The sequence below is a fragment of the Streptomyces sp. NPDC003691 genome (genome assembly GCF_053981115.1).
Genome location: NZ_JBSFNQ010000015.1, coordinates 44182 through 66237 on the forward strand (window position 1 = coordinate 44182; position 22056 = coordinate 66237).

General features: G+C 69.7%; 20 protein-coding genes and 1 pseudogene. 13 read left to right on the forward strand and 8 right to left on the reverse strand.

Annotated elements, in window-relative coordinates; all coding sequences use genetic code 11:
- Position 1 precedes the first annotated feature (1 nt).
- The 3 genes from ACWDR0_RS10125 (at position 2) to ACWDR0_RS10135 (ending at position 3239) form a co-directional block, all read left to right on the forward strand.
- Positions 2–1051 carry an ABC transporter ATP-binding protein gene (locus tag ACWDR0_RS10125; RefSeq protein WP_456351179.1) on the forward strand — a complete coding sequence of 350 codons (1050 nt, stop codon included), beginning with the start codon at positions 2–4 and terminating at the stop codon, positions 1049–1051.
- A 13-nt stretch (positions 1052–1064) separates the two neighbouring features.
- Entirely contained in the window at positions 1065–1778 is a 714-nt protein-coding gene (locus ACWDR0_RS10130) for a DUF1707 SHOCT-like domain-containing protein (protein ID WP_456351180.1), read from the forward strand.
- Between the two features lie 99 nt (positions 1779–1877).
- Positions 1878–3239, forward strand: a complete 1362-nt coding sequence (locus ACWDR0_RS10135; RefSeq protein ID WP_456351181.1) for a DUF445 domain-containing protein — start codon at positions 1878–1880, stop codon at positions 3237–3239.
- 201 nt (positions 3240–3440) lie between these two features.
- Here ACWDR0_RS10135 and ACWDR0_RS10140 read toward each other — a convergent pair whose 3' ends face one another.
- From ACWDR0_RS10140 to ACWDR0_RS10150, 3 genes are all read right to left on the reverse strand, one after another.
- Entirely contained in the window at positions 3441–3758 is a 318-nt protein-coding gene (locus tag ACWDR0_RS10140) for an Ig-like domain-containing protein (protein ID WP_456351182.1), read from the reverse strand.
- Between the two features lie 478 nt (positions 3759–4236).
- Positions 4237–7398, reverse strand: a complete 3162-nt coding sequence (locus ACWDR0_RS10145) for a DUF3427 domain-containing protein (protein ID WP_456351183.1) — start codon at positions 7396–7398, stop codon at positions 4237–4239.
- 81 nt (positions 7399–7479) lie between these two features.
- Positions 7480–8487 (reverse strand): SEC-C metal-binding domain-containing protein, encoded by a 1008-nt coding sequence (locus ACWDR0_RS10150; RefSeq protein ID WP_456351184.1) that lies wholly within the window; start codon positions 8485–8487, stop codon positions 7480–7482.
- A 147-nt stretch (positions 8488–8634) separates the two neighbouring features.
- On the opposite strand from ACWDR0_RS10150, the gene ACWDR0_RS10155 reads away from it, so the two are divergent.
- The 4 genes from ACWDR0_RS10155 to ACWDR0_RS10170 all read left to right on the forward strand — a co-directional run bounded on the left by ACWDR0_RS10155 (position 8635) and on the right by ACWDR0_RS10170 (position 11653).
- Complete coding sequence (locus ACWDR0_RS10155) at positions 8635–9372, forward strand: class E sortase (protein ID WP_456351266.1); 738 nt, start codon at positions 8635–8637, stop codon at positions 9370–9372.
- Positions 9373–9420: 48 nt separating this feature from the next.
- A complete protein-coding gene (locus ACWDR0_RS10160) occupies positions 9421–9753 on the forward strand; it encodes a DUF6412 domain-containing protein (protein ID WP_456351185.1) in 333 nt (110 codons plus the stop codon).
- Positions 9754–9853: 100 nt separating this feature from the next.
- The gene (locus tag ACWDR0_RS10165; protein WP_456351186.1) at positions 9854–10597 is read left to right on the forward strand and encodes a YidC/Oxa1 family membrane protein insertase; all 744 of its coding nucleotides are present in this window, start codon (positions 9854–9856) and stop codon (positions 10595–10597) included.
- A gap of 192 nt (positions 10598–10789) precedes the next feature.
- Complete coding sequence (locus ACWDR0_RS10170; RefSeq protein ID WP_456351187.1) at positions 10790–11653, forward strand: fumarylacetoacetate hydrolase family protein; 864 nt, start codon at positions 10790–10792, stop codon at positions 11651–11653.
- A gap of 156 nt (positions 11654–11809) precedes the next feature.
- Here the strand turns inward: ACWDR0_RS10170 and ACWDR0_RS10175 are convergent, their stop codons facing one another.
- Together ACWDR0_RS10175 and ACWDR0_RS10180 are read right to left on the reverse strand one after the other, a co-directional pair.
- The gene (locus tag ACWDR0_RS10175) at positions 11810–12367 is read right to left on the reverse strand and encodes a heme-degrading domain-containing protein (RefSeq protein ID WP_456351188.1); all 558 of its coding nucleotides are present in this window, start codon (positions 12365–12367) and stop codon (positions 11810–11812) included.
- Complete coding sequence (locus ACWDR0_RS10180; RefSeq protein WP_456351189.1) at positions 12364–13503, reverse strand: Gfo/Idh/MocA family oxidoreductase; 1140 nt, start codon at positions 13501–13503, stop codon at positions 12364–12366. The genes ACWDR0_RS10175 and ACWDR0_RS10180 overlap by 4 nt, the downstream gene beginning before the upstream one ends.
- Positions 13504–13895: 392 nt before the next feature.
- Here ACWDR0_RS10180 and ACWDR0_RS10185 point away from each other — a divergent pair, with 392 nt between their 5' ends.
- The 3 genes and pseudogenes from ACWDR0_RS10185 to ACWDR0_RS10195 form a co-directional block, all read left to right on the forward strand.
- Positions 13896–14993: an ROK family transcriptional regulator gene (locus tag ACWDR0_RS10185; RefSeq protein WP_456351190.1), complete on the forward strand. Its 1098-nt coding sequence runs from the start codon at positions 13896–13898 to the stop codon at positions 14991–14993.
- A 327-nt stretch (positions 14994–15320) separates the two neighbouring features.
- On the forward strand, positions 15321–16298 hold the full coding sequence (locus ACWDR0_RS10190; protein WP_456351191.1) for a hypothetical protein: 978 nt from the start codon (positions 15321–15323) through the stop codon (positions 16296–16298).
- A gap of 341 nt (positions 16299–16639) precedes the next feature.
- A pseudogene (locus ACWDR0_RS10195) lies at positions 16640–17017 on the forward strand (TIGR01457 family HAD-type hydrolase); the annotation flags it as partial.
- A gap of 124 nt (positions 17018–17141) precedes the next feature.
- Here ACWDR0_RS10195 and ACWDR0_RS10200 read toward each other — a convergent pair.
- Positions 17142–17921 carry an HAD-IIA family hydrolase gene (locus ACWDR0_RS10200; RefSeq protein WP_456351267.1) on the reverse strand — a complete coding sequence of 260 codons (780 nt, stop codon included), beginning with the start codon at positions 17919–17921 and terminating at the stop codon, positions 17142–17144.
- A 591-nt stretch (positions 17922–18512) separates the two neighbouring features.
- Here ACWDR0_RS10200 and ACWDR0_RS10205 point away from each other — a divergent pair.
- Positions 18513–19622, forward strand: coding sequence for a hypothetical protein (locus ACWDR0_RS10205; RefSeq protein ID WP_456351192.1), 1110 nt, complete (start codon positions 18513–18515; stop codon positions 19620–19622).
- Positions 19623–19948: 326 nt separating this feature from the next.
- Complete coding sequence (locus ACWDR0_RS10210) at positions 19949–20254, forward strand: hypothetical protein (protein WP_456351193.1); 306 nt, start codon at positions 19949–19951, stop codon at positions 20252–20254.
- Positions 20255–20378: 124 nt separating this feature from the next.
- Here ACWDR0_RS10210 and ACWDR0_RS10215 read toward each other — a convergent pair whose 3' ends face one another.
- Complete coding sequence (locus ACWDR0_RS10215; protein ID WP_456351194.1) at positions 20379–20591, reverse strand: DUF397 domain-containing protein; 213 nt, start codon at positions 20589–20591, stop codon at positions 20379–20381.
- Positions 20588–21415: a helix-turn-helix domain-containing protein gene (locus ACWDR0_RS10220; protein WP_456351195.1), complete on the reverse strand. Its 828-nt coding sequence runs from the start codon at positions 21413–21415 to the stop codon at positions 20588–20590. The genes ACWDR0_RS10215 and ACWDR0_RS10220 overlap by 4 nt, the downstream gene beginning before the upstream one ends.
- A 134-nt stretch (positions 21416–21549) precedes the next feature.
- On the opposite strand from ACWDR0_RS10220, the gene ACWDR0_RS10225 reads away from it, so the two are divergent.
- Positions 21550–21741, forward strand: coding sequence for a hypothetical protein (locus tag ACWDR0_RS10225; RefSeq protein ID WP_456351196.1), 192 nt, complete (start codon positions 21550–21552; stop codon positions 21739–21741).
- Positions 21742–22056 lie beyond the last annotated feature (315 nt).

A 22056-nucleotide genomic window follows, 5' to 3' on the forward strand; every position in this document is an offset into this window, starting at 1 on the left:
TATGCCCGACACCCCCCGCCTCCCGGCCCCGACCCCGTCCCCGGTCGCCGATTCTTCCGACTCCGCCGACCCCGCCGACCCCCCGGTCATCGAACTCGACGGCGTCGAGAAGGTCTTCGACGTCCACCGGCGGGCGGGCTTCCTGCGCCGGGAGAAGCAGCAGGTAAGGGCCGTGGACGGTATCTCCTTCACGGTCCGGCGCGGCGAGATGGTCGGCTATATCGGCCCCAACGGCGCCGGGAAGTCCACCACGATCAAAATGCTCACCGGCATCCTCACCCCCAGCGGCGGCCGGGTGCGGGTCGCCGGGATCGACCCCTCGCGCGAACGCACCCGGCTGGCCCGGCGGATCGGGGTGGTGTTCGGGCAGCGCACCACCCTCTGGTGGGACCTGCCGCTGAGGGACTCGTACCGGCTCGTCCACCGGATGTACCGGATCCCCGACCTGCGGTTCCGGGAGAATCTGGACCGCTGTGTCGAGCTGCTGGACCTGGGCGACCTGCTGGACGTGCCGGTACGGCAGCTCTCGCTCGGCCAGCGGATGCGCGGCGATATCGCGGCCGCCCTGCTGCACGACCCCGAGGTCCTCTATCTCGACGAGCCGACGATCGGCCTCGACGTGGTCTCCAAGGCGAAGGTCAGGGAATTCCTGCGGGACCTGAACGCCGAACGGGCCGTCACCGTCCTGCTCACCACCCACGACCTCACCGATATCGAGCAGTTGTGCCGCCGGGTCATGGTCATCGACCACGGCAGGCTGATGTACGACGGCGACCTGGCCGGCCTGCACGAGGCGGGCGACGGCGAACGCACCCTCGTCGTCGACCTGGCGCGCGAGCTGCCGCCGCTGGAGACCGCGCTGGCCCGTACGGTGCGGGTGGAGGGGCCGCGGCAGTGGCTGGCCTTCCCGGCGGGCCGGTCGGCGGCCCCGCTGGTGGCCGAACTCGCCGCCACGTACCCCGTGGTGGATCTCTCGGTACGCGAACCGGACATCGAGGCCGTCATCGCCAGGATGTACGCGGAACGCCCCGGGAGCCGCGCCGCGGGCTGACTATCCTTTCCGTATGAGCGAACTCCCTGAGATGCGGGCCTCGGACACCGAACGTGAACGGATCGCCGAACGACTCCGGGAGGCGGTGGCGGAGGGCCGGCTCAGCATGGAGGAGTTCAACGAACGCCTCGACGCCACCTACCGGGCCCGGACCCACGGCGAACTGGAACCGATCGTCAGCGATCTGCCGGTGATCGCGTCCGGCGGCCCCTCGCACAGCCCCGCCCCGGCGGCCCCCGCGGCCGACGCCGCGCCGCAGCGCTGGACCGAGCGGATCGGCGGGAAGGGCACCTCCAAGATGGCCTTCGCCGTCTGGGGCGGCTTCGGCCGCCGCGGCCGCTGGACCGTGCCCAGGGTCTTCAACGCCTTCACCCTGATGGGCGGCGGCGAGCTGGACCTCCGGGAAGCTCACTTCGAGGACCGCGAGGTCACCATCCGCTGCTGGGCGATCATGGGCGGAATCGATGTCACCGTACCGCCCGAGGTGACGGTCGAGGTCAACGGTTTCGGCTTCATGGGCGGCTTCGGCGAGCACGGCGGCGACGACTCCTACCCCGACCCCAACGCCCCGCGCATCCGCATCCTGGGCCTGGCCCTGATGGGCGGGGTCGGCGTCCGGCGCAAGCGGACCAAGGCCGACCGGCTGAGACTGAAGGCGGAGCGCGAGCAGGAGCAGCGCGACCAGGGGCGTCTCAGCAAGGGGGACGACCACCGTCAGCTGGGCTGAACGGCATCCGGTTCCGCGCGGCGGGAACTCCGGCCGCATCCCGGGAGTCCCTGAGACAGGGACAATGTGTACGGGGTGCGCACGGACGGGTGGAGCAGGATGAACAGTACGGACCGGGAGCAAACGGAACGGCCGGACGGCCAGGGCAGGGCTACGGGCGGACCGCGCCCCGCCCGTCCCGGTCGCACCGGCCTGCCCTCCTTCGCCTATACGGAGGCGGACGCCGAGAAGCAGCGGGGCGTACGCCGCATGAAGGCGATGGCGACGGGCCTGCTGCTCTTCGTGGCCCTGGTCTTCGCCCTTGCGACCTGGGCGAAGAACAGCGGCGCGGGCCCCTGGGCGGGCTATGTGGCCGCCGCGGCCGAGGCGGGCATGGTCGGCGCCCTCGCCGACTGGTTCGCCGTGACCGCGCTGTTCCGGCACCCCCTGGGCATCCCCATCCCGCATACGGCGATCATCCCGAACAAGAAGGACCAGCTCGGTGCGTCGCTGGGCTCCTTCGTCGGCGAGAACTTCCTCTCCGAGGACGTGGTACGGGGCCGGCTGCGGGCCCTGGGGATCGGCCGCAGGCTCGGTCTGTGGCTCTCCGAACCGTCCCATGCGGACCGGGTGACCGCCGAGCTGTCCACGGCCCTGCGCGGGGCGCTGACGGTCCTGCGGGACTCCGATGTCCAGGCCGTGGTCGGCGAGGCGATCACCCGCCGGGCGAACGCGGTCGAGATCGCGCCCGGTGTCGGCAAGACCCTGGAGAAGGTGGTCTCCGACGGCGCCCACCACAAGTCCGTCGACCTGATCTGCGCCCGCGCCCACGACTGGCTGGTGCTGCACGCCGACTCCGTGATGGACGCGGTCGAGGGCGGGGCGCCGGGCTGGACGCCGAGGTTCGTGGACCGCAAGGTGGGCGAGCGGGTCTACCGCGAGCTGCTCCGCTTCGTCACCGAGATGCGCGATATGCCGGGCCACCCGGCGCGCGGTGCCATCGACCGCTTCCTCACCGACTTCGCCGCCGACCTCCAGTCCGACACGGAGACCCGGGCCCGGGTGGAGCGGATGAAGTCGGACCTCCTCGCCCGTACCGAGGTCCAGGACATCATCGCCTCGGCCTGGTCCTCCGTCCGCGCCATGATCATGTCGGCGGCCGAGGACGACCGGAGCGAGCTGCGTCTGCGGGCACGGGCCTCACTGCTGAGCCTGGGCGCCAAGCTGGCGACGGACGAGCGGCTCCAGGGCAAGCTGGACGGCTGGATCGAGGATGCGGCGGTCTATGTGGTCACGACCTACCGCGGCGAGATCACCTCGCTGATCTCCGACACCGTGGCGAGCTGGGACGCCGAGCACACCTCCCGCAAAATCGAGGCGCACATCGGCCGGGACCTTCAGTTCATCCGGATCAACGGCACGGTGGTCGGCGCACTGGCCGGCCTGCTGATCTACACCGTGGCGCACGCGCTCGGCGGCTGACCCGTCCCCGTACGGAAAATCCCCGCCCCGGTTGAACCACCCCGGGCCCCCGCCCGTTCTTCCGGCAGAGGGCCCATCACGACCCGGGCCCTCCGGGTACTGCGGCGACCGGCTCTGTCCCCCCGGCCGCCGCGGGCGTCCCGTTCCCGGCGGCCACCAGGCCACCCCCCGAGGCCGGCCGCCGGGAACGGGGAGAACCGGCTACTTCTCGCCGGGAGCTACATGGATGTCCAGGATCCCGCTCGCGGTGACGGGGGCCTTGCCCCCCTTGAACGTCACCCGGTAGTGAATCCGGTCGTCGCCCTCGAAATCGGCATTGGACGTATAGACGATCGCCCCGTCCTTCACCGTCGCGGTCCCACTCCCGGGCCCGCTCTCGACGGCAACCTGCACATCCCCGTCCTCGAACGCCTGGACCAGCGGTTTCCCGGTCCCGTCGGGAAGGTTCACGGCGTCGTTCTCCAGCACCGCGACCGTCAACTCCTTGGCGGTCCGGGCCTGCCCCTCGTCGTCCCGCAACAACAGACTCCCCTGATCAGAGCCCGTGGCGGACGCCTCGGCAGTACCCACTCCCGTGCTTCCCGGCGCCGTGTCCTCCTTTCCAGCCGTTTCCACTCCACAACCGACCAACGCCCCCAGCAGGGCGGCAACCCCGACAGTGGTTAGAGCGATGCGCCCACGCGCATATATCGGCGACATGTGCACCCCAAGACAGACAGAACCGAACCGAGAGGGCTGAGCATGGCGTTCCGGACGGGGAAACGGGGGGTGATGGGTGCAGATGATGCCGAGTCGTGATGAAGCCGATGCACTCAGCGATCACAAAGTGCCCATTTCAGGCCAGAAAGATTCTCGCCGGCTCGATCGTTTGATCGGGCCGGCGAGCGCTTGAAGGCGCGTGGTGCAGCGCCGGCTTGTCCTCCACCTGCGGTGGTTCGTTCGACGCCTGGAGGCTTACCACAAACCTGATGCCCTGTCAGGCAAAGTGGTGAGGTGGTTACCCTGTGGCGATCGTCGAGTAGGTCCACACGTCGGCGGGCATCCCGTGCTGAAGTCGCCAGGTGATGCCCATGGGTTTGTTGCCCTGGTGGGAGACGTACTGCGCTGGCCCGAGCAGCATCCAGGGCTGGGGGCCGCCGATGTCCGTCTGCTTGTAGCGGCGCACGAAGGGGAGGATGTGGGAACCTTCGGATCGGTGGTTCTGGTACCGCTTTCCGACCGTTGTGGTCTCTGAGGTGTTGTTCTGGGTTTCCCAATGGAAGAGGGAGTCGCTCAGGGCGTAGTCGCGGTAGCGCGTCTGGGGCGAGAAGTCCTTCTCATTCTTTTCGAGGGTGATGAGAAGGGCATCAGTCGCGATCCTGGGGCACCAGCGGACACCCTCCCGAAACTCTCCTGGTTTACGACTTCCGATAAATGCTTCGCCGAGGCCAGACAGGATCTCTTCGCGGTTATAGGACGCGTGCACGAAAAGAGGTACCTCGGCCAGCGGGCCATCTAGTGGGATGGGCAGGTGGTCGACCTTGTCGAGCACGTGAGCCAGGACCTGACGGAGTTCCCCGCGGAAGTCATGCTGCGGCTTGAGGAGGTCAAACCCCTCCTGGTAGCTGGCGAAGCCGCCCAGCGGCCAGAGCGAGAAGAAGAACATCCGAGCGTAAGCCTGTTCGCGGTCGCCGAGCTCCTCGTATGTAGGGGCATCGTCTTCGAGGAGTTGGCTGTAGGTCGCTGCGCGGGCGGGATCGTCGACGTGGAGGAAGGCCGGAATGCGTTTCAGCAGTTTCTCCTCACCCTCCAGGGCCGCGGTGTCGAGCAGTTGGGACCGGCGCAGCAAGTTTGTCCAGGAGCTCTTCTCGCTGCGGTAGATCTCCTTGATTTCGCGACCGCTTTCGCGAAGGTAGTCCGCTAGTTGCGACTCTCGGTACCTTCCCACCTCGGTGGCCAGTTGGTTTACGTTGACGTTCAGCTGGCTCCGAATATTGTCGATGATGAGACTCTTTGCCTTGGGCTCCAGGATGATCTGGCATCCCGAGGGGAGTTGCGGGAAGCCTGCCTCCATGCTGGCGATCAAGCGCTTACGAGTGAGGTTCGTCAGCGCCCGGAACTGTTCCTCGAACCTGAACTCCTTGCGGTGCTGGCCAATGAAGTCCAGGACGGTGAGCACGGCCTTTTCATCACTCCTGCGTAGCCCCCTCCCCAACTGTTGCAGGAAGACGGTTGCGCTGGCGGTCGGGCGAAGCAGGAGAAGCGTGTCAACGTCAGGGACATCAAGCCCCTCATTGAAGAGGTCAACCGAGAAGATGACCTGGATTTCGCCGGCGCGCAAGGCGTCAAGCGCCTCTTTGCGTTGCTGGCGAGGGGTGGCTCCAGAGAGGGCGATGGCACGGAAGTTGGCTTGCCTAAAGGACTCCGCCATGAACTCCGCGTGTGCCACGGACACGCAGAAACCCAGAGCGCGCATCGCGTGGGGGTCGCTGACCTTGTCCAGTACGGCCTTGATGACCAATCGGGCGCGCGCGTTATTCCCTGTGAAGAGGTTGCTCAGTTCGGAGGCGTCGTATGAACCGCGCTTCCAGGAGATGGCTCCCAGATCCGTGTTATCAGTGATCCCGAAGTAGTGGAAGGGGCTCAGCAGATCGTTCTCTAGCGCTTCCCAGAGTCGAAGCTCTGCGGCGATCCGCCCATCGAAGAACTCATCCTGAACGTTTCTGCCGTCCATGCGCTCAGGTGTGGCGGTGAGACCCAGTAGTTCGATGGGAGTGAAGTGATCGATGATCTTCTTGTAAGTCGGGGATACGCCATGGTGGAACTCATCGATCACGATGACATCGAAATGATCGGGTGCAAACCCGTCCAGGTTTTGAGCGTGTAGGGATTGGACGCTGGCGAAGAGGTGATTCCGCTCTTTCGGGATGATCCCGCTATGCATTTCTTCGCCGAAGTTGGCGTCGGTGAGTACATCCTGATAGGTGCGCAGAGACTGCCGCAGGATCTCCTGTCGATGGGCGACGAAGAGTAGGCGCAGATCTCGGCCGTGCTGTTTGCGCAGGTTTTTGTAGTCAAGCGCAGCCATCACCGTCTTGCCGGTACCGGTGGCCGCGACCAGCAGGTTGCGGTGTCGGTCATGAACGACCCGCTCCACGTCGAGCCGCTCCAGCATGTCGCGCTGGTGAGGGTAGGGGCGTACCTCCAGCCCTGACAGGGTGATGTGGGGGCCTGTTGAGCTACCCGTCGTGCCCCGACTGGCCTGCTGGAGCGCTTGGTCGACCCGATCGGCATCTTTCTGGGGGTCGTACGCCTCGAATGCTCGCTCGCTCCAGTAGGAATCGAAAGTGGCGGTGAACTTGCGTAGGACGTCCGGGGTGGTCACTGAGGAGAGGCGTACGTTCCACTCCAACCCATCGAGGAGTGCCGCCTTCGACAGGTTGGAGCTGCCCACGTAGGCCGTGTCGTAGCCGCTGTTTCGCCTAAAGAGCCATGCCTTGGCGTGGAGCCGTGTCGCCCGAAGCTCGTAGTTGATCTTTACTTCGGCGTTGAACTTATCGACCAGTTTGTCGAGGGCGCGGCGCTCTGTCGCTCCGATGTAAGTCGTGGTGATGACACGGATGGGGACGCCGCGGGCGTGGGCGGCGGTCAATGACTGCTCCAGCACACGAAGGCCGTGCCATTTTACGAACGCACACAGCAGATCGACTCGGTCGGCGGTTGCCAGTTCGGCTCGCAACTCAAAGCCGAGACTTGGGTCGTCGGGAGAGTTGGTGATCAGGGCTGCATCGGACAGCGGGGTCGCTGGCCGGATGGCAAAGACACCCTTCTCTTCCTGCTCTGCCAGAGCGAGGAGTTGGCGGGGGCCAGCGGCAATACGGTCGACGGTCAGTGAGAGATCCGACCAGCCTTGCACATCGGTCAGTGATGCGATCGCTTCGAGGATGTGGTTGGCAGCTTCGACCTGATCGTCATGCTTCAACTGCTTCAGCGCATGATGTACCGAAGTGGCAATGTGTCGGGCGAGGATATGGGGCGTTGACTCTGCGCCGACCTCGTCCTCGATGATCCGCCAGTCGTCCATGCTGCGGAGACGGGCCAACTGCTTCTCCAGCCGCACCGTGATGAGCTGTTCGTACAATCCTGCAACTGGTTCGCGACCATCGGTGATGCCTGGCATAGCGCTGTGTCCCCCCGGACCTGTCCGTGTCGACTGCAACGATGCTAGACATATCAGGTATCACCGACAGCCGGACGGGAATCAGCTACTGCCGTGGCACTCCCGGTACACCGCCCCCGAGCCGCACCAGCACGGCGCCCCCTTCGGCGGGGGCCAGGGGAGGGCGCGGCCGCGGGCCGCCAGGGTGGTGGTGTATTGGGGGAGCAGGGCCGGGTTCGTGGGGGTGGAGGCTTCGGCCGCGGCGAAGGCCTCGTAGGAGGGGACCGTGGCCGTGACGATGCCCAGGTTGGCGGTGCCGGTGGAGGACAGGTCGCGCAGGGACGACTCGATGGACGCCAGATGGCCCTCGTGGGAGGGGTACTCGGCGGCCAGGGCCGGATGGGCGGCCAGGAGTTCGGTGAATTCCGCGGCCGGCCAGTGGAGGACCGCCACCGGGAAGGGGCGGGAGAGCGCCGAGCGGTAGGAGCCCAGTTCGGAGCGGAGGCGGGCGATTTCGGCGCGGAGTTCGGCCGGGTTGTCGGAGCCCAGGGCCCAGAGGCGGTTGGGGTCGTGGAGTTCGTCGAGGGAGATCGGGGAGTGGGCCGTGTGGACCTTGTCCGCGAGGCGGTCCCATTCGTCGTGCGGGCGGCCCAGCAGCCTGCGGACCCGGTGGCGGCCGGTCAGCAGGGGCTGGGTGTCGTAGGGGATGTCGTCGTCGCCCGGGGTGAGCAGCAGGGTGATGCCCTCGGTGAAGCAGGCGTGCGACTCCTCCAGTTCGTCGTGCGACTCCAGGGTCTCCGCGATCGTCTCCCACGGCGCCGGGTCCGCCGGGGCGGCCGAGCGGATGCCGGTGATCAGGGCCCGGGCCTCGGCCTCGTGGCCGTACTCCCAGAGGTTCGAGGCCTGGAGGGCCTTCACCAGCAGGGGGTGCTCCGGGTCGGCGGCGAGGAGGCCGTCGTAGAGGGTGGAGGCGCGTTCACGGTCGCCGGCCAGTTCGAGATGGGCCGCGGCGCGGAGCAGCAGGGGCTCCCGGTCCTCGGGATACTGCTCCGCGGTGCGCAGCAGACGCTCGGCTTCGGTGGTGTGGGCGGCAGGCGTGTCGGGGCGCATGGGTGACACCGTACTGCCGCGCGCCGGGCGGGCGGCCCGGGGCCGGGACGATCGCGGGCGGGAATCGAGTGGTGTGCGGCCCTGGTGACCTGTCGCGCCCGCGCCTATCGTGCGCCCGTGCGGATACGGCAGCAGCGGCCCCATCGGATGCCCGTCCTCGTCCAGGGGCGCGCGAGCCGCGCCCGGGCCCGGGCCGCCCGGGTGCTCCGGGGCGCCGCCGAGGCCGCTGTGACCTTCGGAATCGTCGTGCTGCTCCTTGTCGTCCACCAGCTCTGGTGGACCAACCGGCAGGCCCGCGCCGGTGCCGACCGCGCCGTACACGCCCTGGAACGGGAGTGGGTGGTGGAGGAGAGAGAGGGAGGGGAGGGGGAGGAGGTGAAGGAGGAGGTGAGGGAGGAAGCACGGGAGGTGGGGGACGTGCCCCGCCGGGAACGCGCCTACGCCGTCATCCGCATCCCCCGTCTCGGCGTCACCGCCCCCGTCGCCCGCGGTGTCACCAGGAAGGGTGTCCTCGACAAGGGGTACGTCGGTCACTACCCCGGCACCGCCCCGCCCGGCCGCCCCGGCAACTTCGCCCTCGCCGGGCACCGCAACACCCACGGCGAGCCCTTCCGCTACATCAACCGCCTCCGCCCCGGCGACGAGATCCGGATCGAGACCCGGGACGCGGTCCATGTCTACGAGGTCGGGCGGCACCTCGCCCGTACCTCCCCCGGGGACACCGGGGTGATCCGCCCCGTCCCCCGCTCCCGCACCGTCGCCGGCGCCGGATACCGCGAACCCGGCAGCTATCTCACCCTCACCACCTGCACTCCCGAGTTCAGCTCCGCCTACCGTCTGATCGTCTGGGGAGAACTCGTCTCCACCCGCCCCCGGCAGCCCTGAGCAGCCGGTACGCTGAGCCGACGGACCGCAGGCGGAAGGGAGGCACCGATGGACGCGCACAGCCGCGCCGGCCGGGCCTTCCACGCGGTCCTGCTCTCCCTCGTCCTCGTCTTCGACGTCCTCCTCACCGACGGCTCGGGCGCCGGTTTCTCCGCCGCCCTCGCCCTCGCGGCCGCCGCCACCGCCGCGGCGGGCTCCGCGCTCGTCGTCTGTGCCGTGATCAGCGCCCGCTCCGCGCCGCCGGTGCCCCGCACCCGCGTCCGTACCGCCATCCGCGACCGCGAGCGCCGTACCGCCTTCCTGCCGCAACGCGACCCCGACGCCCGGGGGCGCACCAGGCCCCGGGCCCCCGGCCGGGCCCTCCGGGCAGCGGCCGTGTAGTCGTCTCTCTCCCTCCACGGGTGCTGCCGTATATCCGCATGTCCGCCGAATCCGGCGTATCTGACATATCCGGCTGTACGAGACCCCCGGAGGGCTCTCCTTGTCCGTCTTCGCCCAGCTGGTCGAGCGCCTCGCCGACCTCCTCGCCCCTCTGTTCCACGGCTCCGCCACCGCCGCCGCCATCGTGCTCTTCACGGCCCTCGTCCGGCTCGCCGTCCATCCCCTCTCCCGCGCCGCCGCCCGCGGCCAGAAGGCTAACGCCCGGCTCGCGCCCCAGGTCGCCGCCCTGCGCAAGAAGCACGGCAAGAACCCGGAGCGCCTCCAGCGCGCCCTGCTCGACCTCTACGCCAAGGAGAAGGCGTCACCCCTCTCCGGCTGCCTGCCCAGCCTGTTCCAGCTCCCCGCCTTCTTCCTCCTCTACCACCTGTTCTCCAGCGGCAGCATCGGCGGCGAACCCAACGCCCTCCTCGACCACACCCTCCTCGCCGCGCCCCTCGGCGGCCGCTGGCACGAGGCCCTCGCCGACGGCGGCTTCTTCGGCGACCGCGGCCTCGTCTATCTCGCGCTCTTCGCGCTCGTCACCCTGGTCGCCGTCGTCAACTACCGGCGGACGAAGCAGCAGATGGCATCCGGCCCCGCGGCCCTCGGCGACACGCCGCTCCCCGGCGCCGCCGCCATGACGAAGCTGCTGCCCCTGCTCTCCTTCGGCACCCTGATCACCGTCGCCGTCGTCCCCCTCGCCGCCGCCCTGTACATCGTGACCAGCACGACCTGGAGCGCCGCCGAACGCATCCTCCTCTACCGCGACATGCCGGCCGCCGGCGCGCTCGCCAACCCCCTGTGACCCCCTTGCCCGCCGTTGCGCCGGAGGCCCGTCCCAGGGAATGAACGCGGTCTTGCGGAGCGTTCCGGACATCTTGGAAGATCAACAGCACTCGATCCTCCGAAGGCCCGCCGATGGCCGCTGCCCATCGTCCGGACGCGTACGGGAATCAACGCCATCAGGCCGACCAGAAGAGGCCAGGAGAGAGACACCATGAGACTGCTGCGGATCGGCGCGGCGGGCGCCGAACGTCCGGCACTGCTCGACCAGGACGGAACGACCCTCCGCGATCTGACCGGACTCGTCGACGACATCGACGGCGATGTGCTCGCCGACCCGTTCACCCTCGACCGGATCCGGGCCGCCGCGGGCGCGGGCGTACTGCCCGTCCTCGACGCCCTCGGCGAGGTACGGGTCGGCCCGCCCGTCGCCCGGATCGGCAAGGTCGTCTGCGTCGGGCTCAACTACCACGACCACGCCGCCGAGACCGGTGCCGAACCACCCGCGGAACCCGTCCTCTTCCTGAAGGCGGCGGACACGGTCGTCGGCGCGTACGACACCGTTCTCGTCCCGCGCGGCAGCACCAAGACCGACTGGGAGGTCGAGCTGGCCGTCGTCATCGGCCGTACCGCGCGGTACATCGGCGACGACGAGGACCCCCTGGCGTACGTCGCCGGATACGCCGTCGCGCACGACGTCTCCGAACGCGCCTTCCAGCTGGAGCACGGCGGCACCTGGGACAAGGGCAAGAACTGCGAGACGTTCAACCCGCTCGGCCCGTGGCTGGTCACCCCGGACGAGGTGCCCGACCCGCAGGCCCTCGGGCTCCGGCTCCGGGTCAACGGCGAACTGCGGCAGAACGGCTCGACGGCGAACCAGATCTTCCCGGTCGCGGACGTCGTCCGGTACATCAGCCGCTTTATGACGCTCTACCCCGGCGACGTCATCAACACCGGCACTCCGGCCGGGGTCGCCCTCGGCCGGGGCGCCGACGCGCGCTATCTGCGTGCCGGGGACGTCGTCGAGGCGGAGATCGACGGGCTGGGCCGTCAGCGGCAGACCCTGAAGGACGCCTGAATCCGAAGGACGCCTGAATCCGAAGGACGCCTGAATCCGAAGGACGCCTGAATCCGAAGGACGGCTGAATCCGGAGGACGGCTGATCCTGAAGGGGAAGGGGCGGCTCCGGAGGACGCCTGGCGCAAGGGGGGTGTGAGGGCGGGAGGAACCGCCCTCACACCCCCGACGGCGTCCGCGTCGTCGCCAGGAACCGTTCCAGCGCCTCGACGGCCAGCGCATGGTCGTCGAGGTGCGACAGACCCGAGACCGTCACCGCCCCGATCACCCCCGCCCCCGCCACCGCCAGCGGGAACGAGCCGCCGACCGCCGCATAGCGCGCCGGGGCGAGCCGCGCGGCCTCCTCGAAGCCCACGCCCCGGGACCGGTACCGGGCCGCCACCAGCAGACTGCTCTCCCCGTACCGCGCCACCACCCGCCGCTTCCGGTCGATCCACGCGTCGTCGTCCGGGCTGGAGCCCGGCAGTGCCGCGTGGAAGAGCTGCTGGCCGCCCCGCCGGATGTCGACCGCGACCGGGGCGTTGCGCAGCCGGGCCATCTCCACCAGCAGAGTGCCCAGCGCCCAGGCGTCCGAGTGGGTGAACCGGTCCAGTACGAGCCGCCGCTCCTGCGCGCACAGCTCCTCCACCCCCGGACCGTCCGTGGCGGCACCGGTGACCGGCCGCACCACGGTCGGCTCGTCCGGGCCGGATGCGGCGGGCGTGGCAGCGGTCATACGGTCGGCACCTCCACGGTGATGCCCTCACGGGCGGAACGACGGGCCGCTTCCAGGATGGCCATGGTCGCCGTCGCCTGCTCGGCGGTGACCGGCGGCGGGGTCCCCTCCCGCAGCGCCCGGGCGATCAGCTCGTAGTACGCCGGATAGTCACCCGGCACCGTCGGGACCGGCCGCCCGCCGCCCGTATCCGCCGGCTCCCCGGCACCGATCCGCCCCCACCGGGACTCCTCCACCACACCCCACGGCTCGCCCCGCACCGGCCGCCGCCCCGCCCGCAGCGCAGCCTCCTGCGGGTCCAGGCCGTGCACGGTGTACCCGGCCCGCGAGCCCAGCACCCGGAAGCGCGGGCCGAGCTGCGCCGCCGTCGAGCTGACCCACAGATGGGAGCGGACGCCGTTCGCATGGGTGAGGGCGAAGAAGGTGTCGTCGTCGGCCTCCGCGCCGCCCCGCCGTACATCGGACTCCGCGTACACCCGGACCGCCGGGCCGAACAGGGTCAGCGCCTGGTCGACCACATGGCTGCCGAGGTCGTAGAGGAGCCCGCCGATCTCCTGGGGGTCGCCGGACTCCCGCCAGCCGCCCTTGGGCTGCGGCCGCCACCGCTCGAACCGCGACTCGAAGCGCTGGACCACGCCCAGCTCGCCGCTCGCCACCAAGTCGGCGACGGTCAGGAAGTCGCCGTCCCAGCGGCGGTTCTGGAAGACGGAGAGCAGCAGTCCGCGCGCGGCGGCCAGCGCGGCCAGCTCACGGACCTCGGCGGCGGTCGCGGCCGGCGGCTTGTCGACCACGACCGCGAGCCCGGCCCGGAGCGCGGCGGTGGCCAGGGGGACGTGCGTCCGGTTGGGCGACGCGATGACGACGAGGTCGAGTTCGCCCGCCCGGCGCCACAGCCGGTCGGCGGAGGAGGCGATCCGTACCCCGGGGAACGCGGCCCGCGCCTGCTCCTGCCGGTCCGGAGCGGAGGTGACGACCGTGTCGAGGACGAGGCCCTCGGCAGCGGCGATCAGCGGGGCGTGGAAGAAGGAGCCGGCCACGCCGTAGCCGATGAGCCCCACGGAGAGAGGGCGGCCGGTGCTGGTGCCGCGGTCGGGGCCGGTGTCCGTATCGGTTCCGGTCGTCGTTCCAGTCGTCATGGGCGTCACTTAAGCAACGCTGTTGCCAAAGCGCAAGCAAGGGCGAGAATGGGGGAGTGGAAGAGAGCAGCGGGGGCGGATCGCGCCCCGATCCGGGGGCGATGGCGGCCGGTGGCGGGGACCGGGACGGACACGGACACGGGGACGGCCGTACGGAGCCGGGCCGGAGGAGTTCCGGCCGTACGGCTCCGGCCGGCGGGGGTCCGGCCCCGGCGGAAGCGGAGGGCGCACGGCGAGGCGGTACGGCTCCGGGCGGCGGCGGCGGTACGGGCCCGGGCGGTACGGGCGCTACGGCTGCGGGCAGCTCCGGCGGGACCGGCTCCGGGCGGGCCGCCGCCGCGGTCTCCGCCGTCCCTGCCACTGTCGCTGTCCCTGCCGCTGTCGTCGCTGCCGTGCCCGCCGTCGCCGCCGTTGCCGGGAGCCGCGGTGGAGCCAATCTGCCCGCCCTGCGCGAGCACAACACCGCCCTGGTCCTCGCCCTGCTGCGGGCCGCCCGTGACCGTGGGCTGAGCAGGGTCGGGCTGGCCGCGCGGACCGGGCTCACCCCCCAGGCCGTCAGCAAGATCGTCGCCAGGCTGCGGGCGGACGGCCTGGTCGCCGAGGCCGGGCAGCGCGCTTCCACCGGCGGCAAGCCCCGGACCGTCCTCCGGCTGGTCCCCGGCGCCCGCCATGCCGTGGGGCTCCACCTCGACCGCGACGAGCTGACCGTGGTGCTGGTGGATCTGTACGGAGCCGTGGTCGCCGCCCGGGTGACCCCGCTCGACCTGGGCGCGGGCGCCGCAGCCGTGGTGGAGCGGGCGGCCGCGGAGGTGGAGGCACTGCTCGCCGCGGAGGCGCGGGGGGCGGTGCTCGGGGTGGGCGTGGCGATGCCGGGGCCCCTCGACCACGCGGCCGGGATCACCCGCCGGGTCACCCGTTTCCCCGAATGGGACGGCTACCCCCTGCGGGACGCCGTCGCCGCCCGGCTCGCCATGCCGACCGTCCTCGACAAAGACACCAACGCGGGGGCCCTCGGGCTCGGGCCGGGAGCGGTATCCGGGGACTCGTACGCCTATCTGCACCTGGGCACCGGCCTCGGCGCCGGACTCGTCCTGGACGGCACGGTCCACCGGGGCGGCCGCACCGGCGCCGGGGAGTTCGGCCACCAGGTGATCGAACTGGACGGACCCGTCTGCGGCTGCGGACGGCGCGGCTGCATCGAGGCACTCTGCCTGGCGGCCGTCGCCCGCGGCGACCTCGCCGGGGCCGCCCGGATACTCGGCGTCGGAGCCGCGAACCTCGTCGCGCTCCTCGATATCGACCGGGTGCTGCTCGGCGGCCGGATCATCGAGAGCGACGGAGCGGTGGCGGAGCTGTTCGTCGACGAGGTGCACCGCCGCGCCGGTATCCCGGTCGCCCTCGCGAACGGCGGCCCGCACCTGGTGGCCCGGGGCGCGGCCGAACTCGTCCTCGCGCCCCTTTTCGGTACCGCTCCGGCCGTCCGCGGCTGACGTCGGGCGGCGGCGTTCCCGGGGCGGCCCGCGGCGGCCGGATGCCGCCCGGCGGCCGCCCCCGCCCGTCGCGGCCGTGCCCGCCCCGGCCTGTCGCTGCCGCGCCGTCGCTGCCTGCCACCGCCGGGGCCGTGCTCGTCCCCGCCCAGTCGCGCCGCTCGCCCGCTTACCACCGGCCGGTAAGTCGGAAAGTCGGACAATACGCTGAAGGGGCGGATTCGCCAGGCCTTCCGGTCCGTGCCGGGTCGTGGCGTCCGGCCGGGCGCGGGCCCGGGTGCCATCGTCGGGGCAAGTCCCCGTTCCCGAGCACAGAGGCCGATGCACCCCATGCGAACGCGTACCGCTCTCGCCGTCGTCGCCGCGACCGCGGTCGCGGCCGTTCTGCTGACCGGAAGCCCGGCGCTCCCCGCCGCGGTGGCCGGTGTCCCGGCGCTTCCCGCCGTCCCGCAACCCCCCGCCGCCACCGCCCCGCCCGCCGGCCGCCCCGCCCCGGCGGCTACCGTTCCCGCCGCCGCGGGAACCCGCCCCGCCCCCGCGGTGACGGTCCCCGCCGTCCCCGCTCCCCGCGCTCACTCCGCCGGCACCCCCCTGGTCCTGGCCGCGCGCGCCGAGGGCCGACCGCCCCATACCGGAATCAGCGGGATCAGCGGGATCGCGGGCGACCGGGCGCCCGTCGGCTGCGGGTCCGCCACCGGCGGGGCCTTCCCCATCGCCACCCGGCTGTACGGCGGTCCCGATGTGCACCACACCGGCGCGGGCTTCGAACCGTGGGCCGTGGAGCTGGCCAACACCACCGGCCGCGCCTGCCGCGAGGTCCACCCCGTCCTCGTCTTCGCCGCCCGCGACCGGGGGCTGACCCCGGCCCGGATGATGCTGGAGTTCTACGACCCCGGCGCCGCCCGCTGGCGTACCGCACCGCTGGAAGCCACCGACGAGGACGAGGTCGTTGCCGTGCTCGGCACCCGGCGGGCAGGCGGCGGCGGGGGCTTCACCGTCGCGGCGCGCTCCGCCGTCACCGTCAAGGTCCGGCTCGCCCTCACCGGCGACACCCCGCCCAACCAGGTCACGGTCAATGCGGCCGTGGTCCAGCGGCGCGGCGACGACGGCGACTGGGTCGGGGAGTCCGGCGACTACCGGTTCGCCGTCCTGAAGGACCGGGGGACCGGCGCCACCGTCACCCGTGACGAACTGGCCACCACCGGCACCGGCTCCACCCTCCGGCTGGCCGCCGCGCTGGGGATGGTGCTGGGCGCGGGCGGAGTGCTCGTCCTGCTCTCCCGGGGATTGCGCCGGGCCCGGGGCTGAGCCCCGGCCGGCCCGGCCACCGGCCCCGACCACAGCCCCGGCGAACCCGGCCCGCGCGCCCGCACGGCGCCCCGCGCGGCGGTCCGTCCGCCGGTGACCAGGTCCGATCCCCGGCCGCTCCCCCGCGCTCGCCGCGCGGCCGCCGGACGACCGGGGTGATGATCAGGGCTCGAACAGCAGGCCGGGTGCTGACTAGGCTGTCGGTGTCGGGGGACCACAGAGCCGTGCCTCCGGCATCCCGCACATCGCGTACGGGGACACGGACACCCGTCCGGCCGCCCGGCCGGTCCCGGATCCCGTGACCGGATCCGTACGCCCCACGCACGGCAGGAGCCCCCTTGATGGCAGAGCGCAAGCCGATCGAATCCTGGCTCACCGACATGGACGGTGTCCTGATCCACGAAGGTGTGCCGATCCCGGGCGCCGACGCCTTCATCCGCAAGCTCCGGGAGACCGGGAAGCCGTTCCTGGTACTGACGAACAACTCCATCTACACGGCCCGCGATCTGCACGCCCGGCTGGCCCGGATGGGGCTGGACGTACCGGTGGAGAACATCTGGACGTCCGCGCTGGCGACCGCGCAGTTCCTCGACGACCAGCGGCCCGGCGGTACGGCGTACGTCATCGGCGAGGCCGGTCTGACCACCGCGCTCCACGACATCGGGTACGTCCTCACCGACCACGACCCGGACTACGTGGTGCTCGGTGAGACCCGGACTACCGAAACATATTTGGCGCTGACCTGCGGTTTGTCGCCAACGGTGACGATGAGTAGACGCTCAGTCCACCATCACAGAAGGCCCTCCCAGGATAGCGGGAGGGCCTTCTGCGTTACCAGCGGCTTCAGATCAGGTCGACCAGATCGGCGATGGAGTCGACGACATGGGTCGGCGTGTACGGAAACTGCCCGATGCTCTCACGGCTGCTCAGGCCCGTCATGACAAGGAACGTCTCCAAGCCGGACTCCAGACCGGCGAGTACATCGGTGTCCATCCGGTCGCCGATCATCGCCGCAGTCTCCGAGTGCGCGCCGATCGCGTTCAGCCCGGCGCGCATCATCAGGGGGTTCGGCTTGCCGATGAAGTACGGGTCCTTGCCGGTGGCCTTGGCGATCAGGGCGGCGACGGAGCCCGTGGCCGGCAGCGGGCCCTCGGTGGAGGGCCCGGTCTCGTCCGGGTTGGTGCAAATGAACTTGGCCCCGGCGTTGATGAGGCGCACGGCCTTTGTCATGGCCTCGAATGAGTAGACCCTTGTCTCGCCAAGGATGATGTAGTCAGGGTCTACATCCGACATCGTGTAGCCGACCTCGTGAAGGGCCGTGGTCAGTCCCGCCTCGCCGATGACGTATGCCGTCCCGTTGGGGCGCTGAGAGTCTACGAACTGAGCGGTGGCGAGGGCGGAGGTCCAGATGTTCTCGACGGGGACATCTAGACCCATGAGGTCGAGACGGCGCTTCAGGTCTCGCGGGGTGTAGATGGAGTTGTTGGTCAGGACGAGGAACGGCTTGCCCGACTCCTGGAGCTTCTTGAGGAACGCGTCGGCCCCCGGGATCGGCACGCCTTCCTGCACGAGGACGCCGTCCATGTCGGTAAGCCACGCCTCGATCGGCTTGCGCTCGGTCATGATCTCCAACCCTCCGGCCCCTGGGCCCTTCATGCAGTCTGATCTGCGACGCCAGCCTACGGGACAGGATCGGGGCCATAGAGGACGCGCGTTCGATCAAGGTGGCGCATCGCAAGTGCACGCAACGTGGCAAATGGCCTACGCAGGGATTATTAACTGCAAACGTATGAGCCCTGTGGCAGGCTCGTTGCCGCGAGATGATTCGAAAGCGTATTCGAGAAGCATACAGTTTGAATCAACTCGGACTCTCGGTTCTGCCAACGCACGCACCACCACTAGGGCTGTTGTATGTTCCTCTCCGACCCGACCCGCCGGCTTGACATCGGCGTTGAGTCTCGGTACCTCCCCGGCAAGCCGAAGGGGCGAGTCCCCCTTGTCATGACTGCGGCGGGTCTCGGACTCGTTTGCGTTGCGCTTGCCGTTTCGGCGGGGCGCCTTACATACGAGACGGCCGAGGCTCCCGCTCCGGGGCCGCTCATAGTTGTCGACGACGAGTCGACCTCAGCTCGCACATCCGACCAGAAGGCCGCCGATGACGCTGCCTCTGTTCTGCGCTCGATCACTGGGCCTGGAGAGGTGTCCGGTCGCAAGGTGAGCGAACTCGCCCGCAGCTCATTCATGATCGCGCTGAAGCGTGCCGGGCTGACAGAGGCGGAAGCTACGACTCTGCTCAATGCTGGCGACATCCCTGCGTCCTTGCGTGAGGAGATGAAGGCATTTGAGAGGGCTGAGTACATCTCCGGCCAAGGCGGAAAGTCCCTTAGCCTGATCACCCTCTCCGCCCTGCGCCACCTCGACGCCCAGACCGATTCGACCGCACCGAGTAGAGGCGCTGCCGAGCCCCCTGCCAGCTCTCGCCCGCAGAAGAGTCAAGGGGGAGTGGTGGGGCAGCAGCGCAGCCCTATCGAGGTTGTACCGGAGAGCGACAACTCTCCGACTGGCGTGTCCGAGAAGAGCCGTCTCACCTTCGACGGTGGGGCGGCGCCCGGGTCCGACACTGACTTCGACTACGGCGACGCCCTCGGCGACCTGATCGGAGCGCTGAACCCCTTCCAGGGGTGGAGTAAGTCGACCTTCAGTGTTTCCAGCACGGTGGTCCCTTCGGTCTCCAGGAAGACCGGCGAGGTTAAGGTGACGGTCATCACGGAGACGAAGAGTGGTGTGACCATCACGACGGAGATCACGAAGCTCATTGACGACGACATTCCCACCTTGGTCACGTGGACTACCGACACCGAGACGGGGCAGGAGCTGGTCGCCCCGTTCGCGACCAAGGCACCGAACCTCGCCACCGTGGCCGCCGTAGCGTTCGGGCAGCAGGCGCAGGGCTACTTCGGGGCGACCGCAGGGCCGGGGGAACAGCGCGCGGTGCGCGCGGTGCGCGCGGTGCGCGCGGTGAATGAAGCCGCGGTTGCCCGCGAGAGTGTTCCCTCCGAGGGCGACGCGAATGGCGTGGGCGGTATGGCGCCCGGGGCGTCTGGCATCGCCCTGGACCATACGCAGCAGGGATCGGACGCCAGTGACATGCCGCCCAGTGAGCCGCTGGGCGATCTGTCCCAACACGCCGCCCCTCTGTCCGGGGCCGTGGCGAGCCGTTCCGCCCCGTGCTTCGGCGTAGAGGGCGGCGGTCTGGAACCTCGTTCGCATAGCCGGACCTTGTCGGCTGAAGGCGAGCAGGAGGCGGGCTGCTCGGCGAAGTAGTGGTTAGCCGCCCTGCGCGGTCACTTCAGGGCCAGGGGGTCACTCGATAGGGCGATAGGGGCACGGTTCGAAGGCTCCCGCCTGCGGGGGGTGCTAGTACGTGGTGACCATGGGACTTGGTAGCCGGCACCAGAAGAAGGATGTGGAAGCGGCCCTCCGGAGGGCGGAGGCGGCCGGACTCAAGGTGACGCATACAGGGAAGGGGCACCGCTGGGGGCTCGTCATCTGTTGCCCTTGCAATGACAAGTACCCGGTGGCCTGCACCCCGCAGAATCCGAGCGAAGAGGCCCAGGACATTGATCGATTCATCCGGAGGCATCGGAACTGTGCGTAACTGGTACTTCACCTTGGTCCTTCAGGATGCCCTCACCGAAGAGCAGGACGACAGGCTGACGGAACTGGCAAGCTTCCACGACGGGCGCATCCACCTGGCGGAACGGCCGGGCTACTCTCGGTTCACGTGCTCCTTCGAGGCCGAGACGCTGACCGAGGCCATCGCCGACGCGCTGAGCCGGTTCGAGGACCTCCCGGGCGTGCTGGTTCGCAGTGTCGAGCTGGACGAGATCGCGTTGGAGGACAACGGCATGGTGACCCCGGCAGTGGCTCCGGCACCTCCGCCGTTGGACCTGTGACGCGATGCGGAGCCCTGTGACGACACAGGGGGCACCGAAGGGCCGCAGGCGGCCGAATGAAAGAACCCCCGCCCGGAAGGGAGCGAGGGTTCACATCGGACCCGCAGGCCCCAGTGGGGGCGTTTCAGATGTGCGTGTCCCGGGCCAGGGTCACCAGTCCGGCGAACGCCGTGGGCGACACCATGAGAACCGGCCCGTCAGTGACCTTGCTGTCCCGAACGGGGACGACGCCAGTGGTGGACGCGTACCCGGGGGCCCATTCGACGCACTCCCCGCCGTTGCTCTGGCTGTAGCTCGAACTCGTCCAGTCCGGTGCGGGGATCGGGGGAAGGGTCATGAGTAACAGTCCTTTGAAATGGAGTCGATCAGTGCTGCCGACTCGCTCAGCGGCGCGGCCATGGTCTTGAGAAGATCATAGGCATCCTGGGCGGCTGCAACGTCGTCTTGATCCGCCAGGACATACCCGCGCGGGAACCCATCCACATGGACAACGTCCTCTCCTTCGCGGAAGGACAACAGGCCGAACGGGCTCGCCGCCACGTTGTTGGAATCACATGCGGGGATGATCTGCACACGGTGCGTTGGGGTGTCCGCCAGACGACGGAGGTGGGCAAGCTGGGCTCGCATCACCGATGCATCACCTACCCAGTGCCTCAGCGCTGACTCATTGAGGACCAGCCAGAGTCGCGCGGGGTTGTCCCGGGTGAGGATGCGCTGACGCTCTATCCGGGCCGTAACCAGATCATCGAGGTTGTCCGGGCGTCCAGCCCGAAGCACCTCCCTCGCGTACTCCGGTGTCTGCACCAGCCCGGGGAGAAGCTGTGAGTGGAACATGCGCACCACGGTTGCTTGCCACTCCAGCTCTACGTACTGGCGGAACCATGGCGGGAAGGCGTACCTCATCGCGAGTGGCCACAGTCGGGCGAAGCGTCCCCGGGAGTGGGGGAAGACACGGTCACAGGCTTCGGCAAAGGCGAGCTGAGGGACCCGCTCACCGGTCTCGATCTTGGCTACCAGCCACTGACTGCAAGCCGCTTCCTTGCCCAGCTCAATGCGGGAAATGCCCAGCGCTTCCCGCTCGAACTTGACCTCGCTCCCGAAGTGGGCAAGCGGTGAAGCGATGCCCTTGATCGGCTCCCCGGGCTCGGATTCGACAGCCATATAACCCCCCACGCTTCTTGGACAGTTGCTGTTGTCCAACCTTTCGGTCTGTTGAGCGTAGCCCTCCGGGCCGATGCTGTAACCAGGAAGTCACACGCAGGAGTGACCTCGGCCGGGAAGGGACGGCGACCACGATGACCAGCAGCGAGAACCACAGCAAAGACCTCGCCGTCATGGTCGCCCGGTTACGCGCCAACGGACCCCTGCAATGGGTCCTCCTCGAACCCGTTCAGGGCTGGACCACCGGCACCCCCGCCGTACTCAGGCAGGCGGAAGCAGGGCTCCGGCGGTACCTCAAAGAGGTGGTGGACCGTGAACGGCAGTGAACCCCCCGCCGTCCCCGGCCCCCCGCTCGAACCCGTCGCCGTCGAAGGGTGCAAAGGATGCGGCCACGCGGACACCGCCCGCGAACGCTGCCGCGCCCGGGGCGACCACGCCGGGGTACGCAGGCTCAGCCGCTTCATCGCAACCCACCCCCACAAGCCCGAAGAGCCCGGCAGGGAACGGCGCACGGGCAGGGACGAGAACCCCCTCCGGTACCCCCCGTGCCGGTGCCCCAACCCGGACTGCCCCGACCGCGACCCCGCTGAGCCGGCGGGCCGGGAGCCCCCCGACGAGCCTCCGGACAGTCCCGTACTCGC

Coding starts and splice junctions, on each gene's coding strand:
- ACWDR0_RS10125 (WP_456351179.1), top strand. CDS start 2: ATGCCCGACACCCCCCGCCTCCCGGCCCCGACCCCGTCCCCGGTCGCC.
- ACWDR0_RS10130 (WP_456351180.1), top strand. CDS start 1,065: ATGAGCGAACTCCCTGAGATGCGGGCCTCGGACACCGAACGTGAACGG.
- ACWDR0_RS10135 (WP_456351181.1), top strand. CDS start 1,878: ATGAACAGTACGGACCGGGAGCAAACGGAACGGCCGGACGGCCAGGGC.
- ACWDR0_RS10145 (WP_456351183.1), bottom strand. CDS start 7,398: ATGCCAGGCATCACCGATGGTCGCGAACCAGTTGCAGGATTGTACGAA.
- ACWDR0_RS10150 (WP_456351184.1), bottom strand. CDS start 8,487: ATGCGCCCCGACACGCCTGCCGCCCACACCACCGAAGCCGAGCGTCTG.
- ACWDR0_RS10155 (WP_456351266.1), top strand. CDS start 8,635: ATGCCCGTCCTCGTCCAGGGGCGCGCGAGCCGCGCCCGGGCCCGGGCC.
- ACWDR0_RS10160 (WP_456351185.1), top strand. CDS start 9,421: ATGGACGCGCACAGCCGCGCCGGCCGGGCCTTCCACGCGGTCCTGCTC.
- ACWDR0_RS10170 (WP_456351187.1), top strand. CDS start 10,790: ATGAGACTGCTGCGGATCGGCGCGGCGGGCGCCGAACGTCCGGCACTG.
- ACWDR0_RS10175 (WP_456351188.1), bottom strand. CDS start 12,367: ATGACCGCTGCCACGCCCGCCGCATCCGGCCCGGACGAGCCGACCGTG.
- ACWDR0_RS10180 (WP_456351189.1), bottom strand. CDS start 13,503: ATGACGACTGGAACGACGACCGGAACCGATACGGACACCGGCCCCGAC.
- ACWDR0_RS10190 (WP_456351191.1), top strand. CDS start 15,321: ATGCGAACGCGTACCGCTCTCGCCGTCGTCGCCGCGACCGCGGTCGCG.
- ACWDR0_RS10200 (WP_456351267.1), bottom strand. CDS start 17,921: ATGACCGAGCGCAAGCCGATCGAGGCGTGGCTTACCGACATGGACGGC.
- ACWDR0_RS10215 (WP_456351194.1), bottom strand. CDS start 20,591: ATGACCCTTCCCCCGATCCCCGCACCGGACTGGACGAGTTCGAGCTAC.
- ACWDR0_RS10220 (WP_456351195.1), bottom strand. CDS start 21,415: ATGGCTGTCGAATCCGAGCCCGGGGAGCCGATCAAGGGCATCGCTTCA.
- ACWDR0_RS10225 (WP_456351196.1), top strand. CDS start 21,550: ATGACCAGCAGCGAGAACCACAGCAAAGACCTCGCCGTCATGGTCGCC.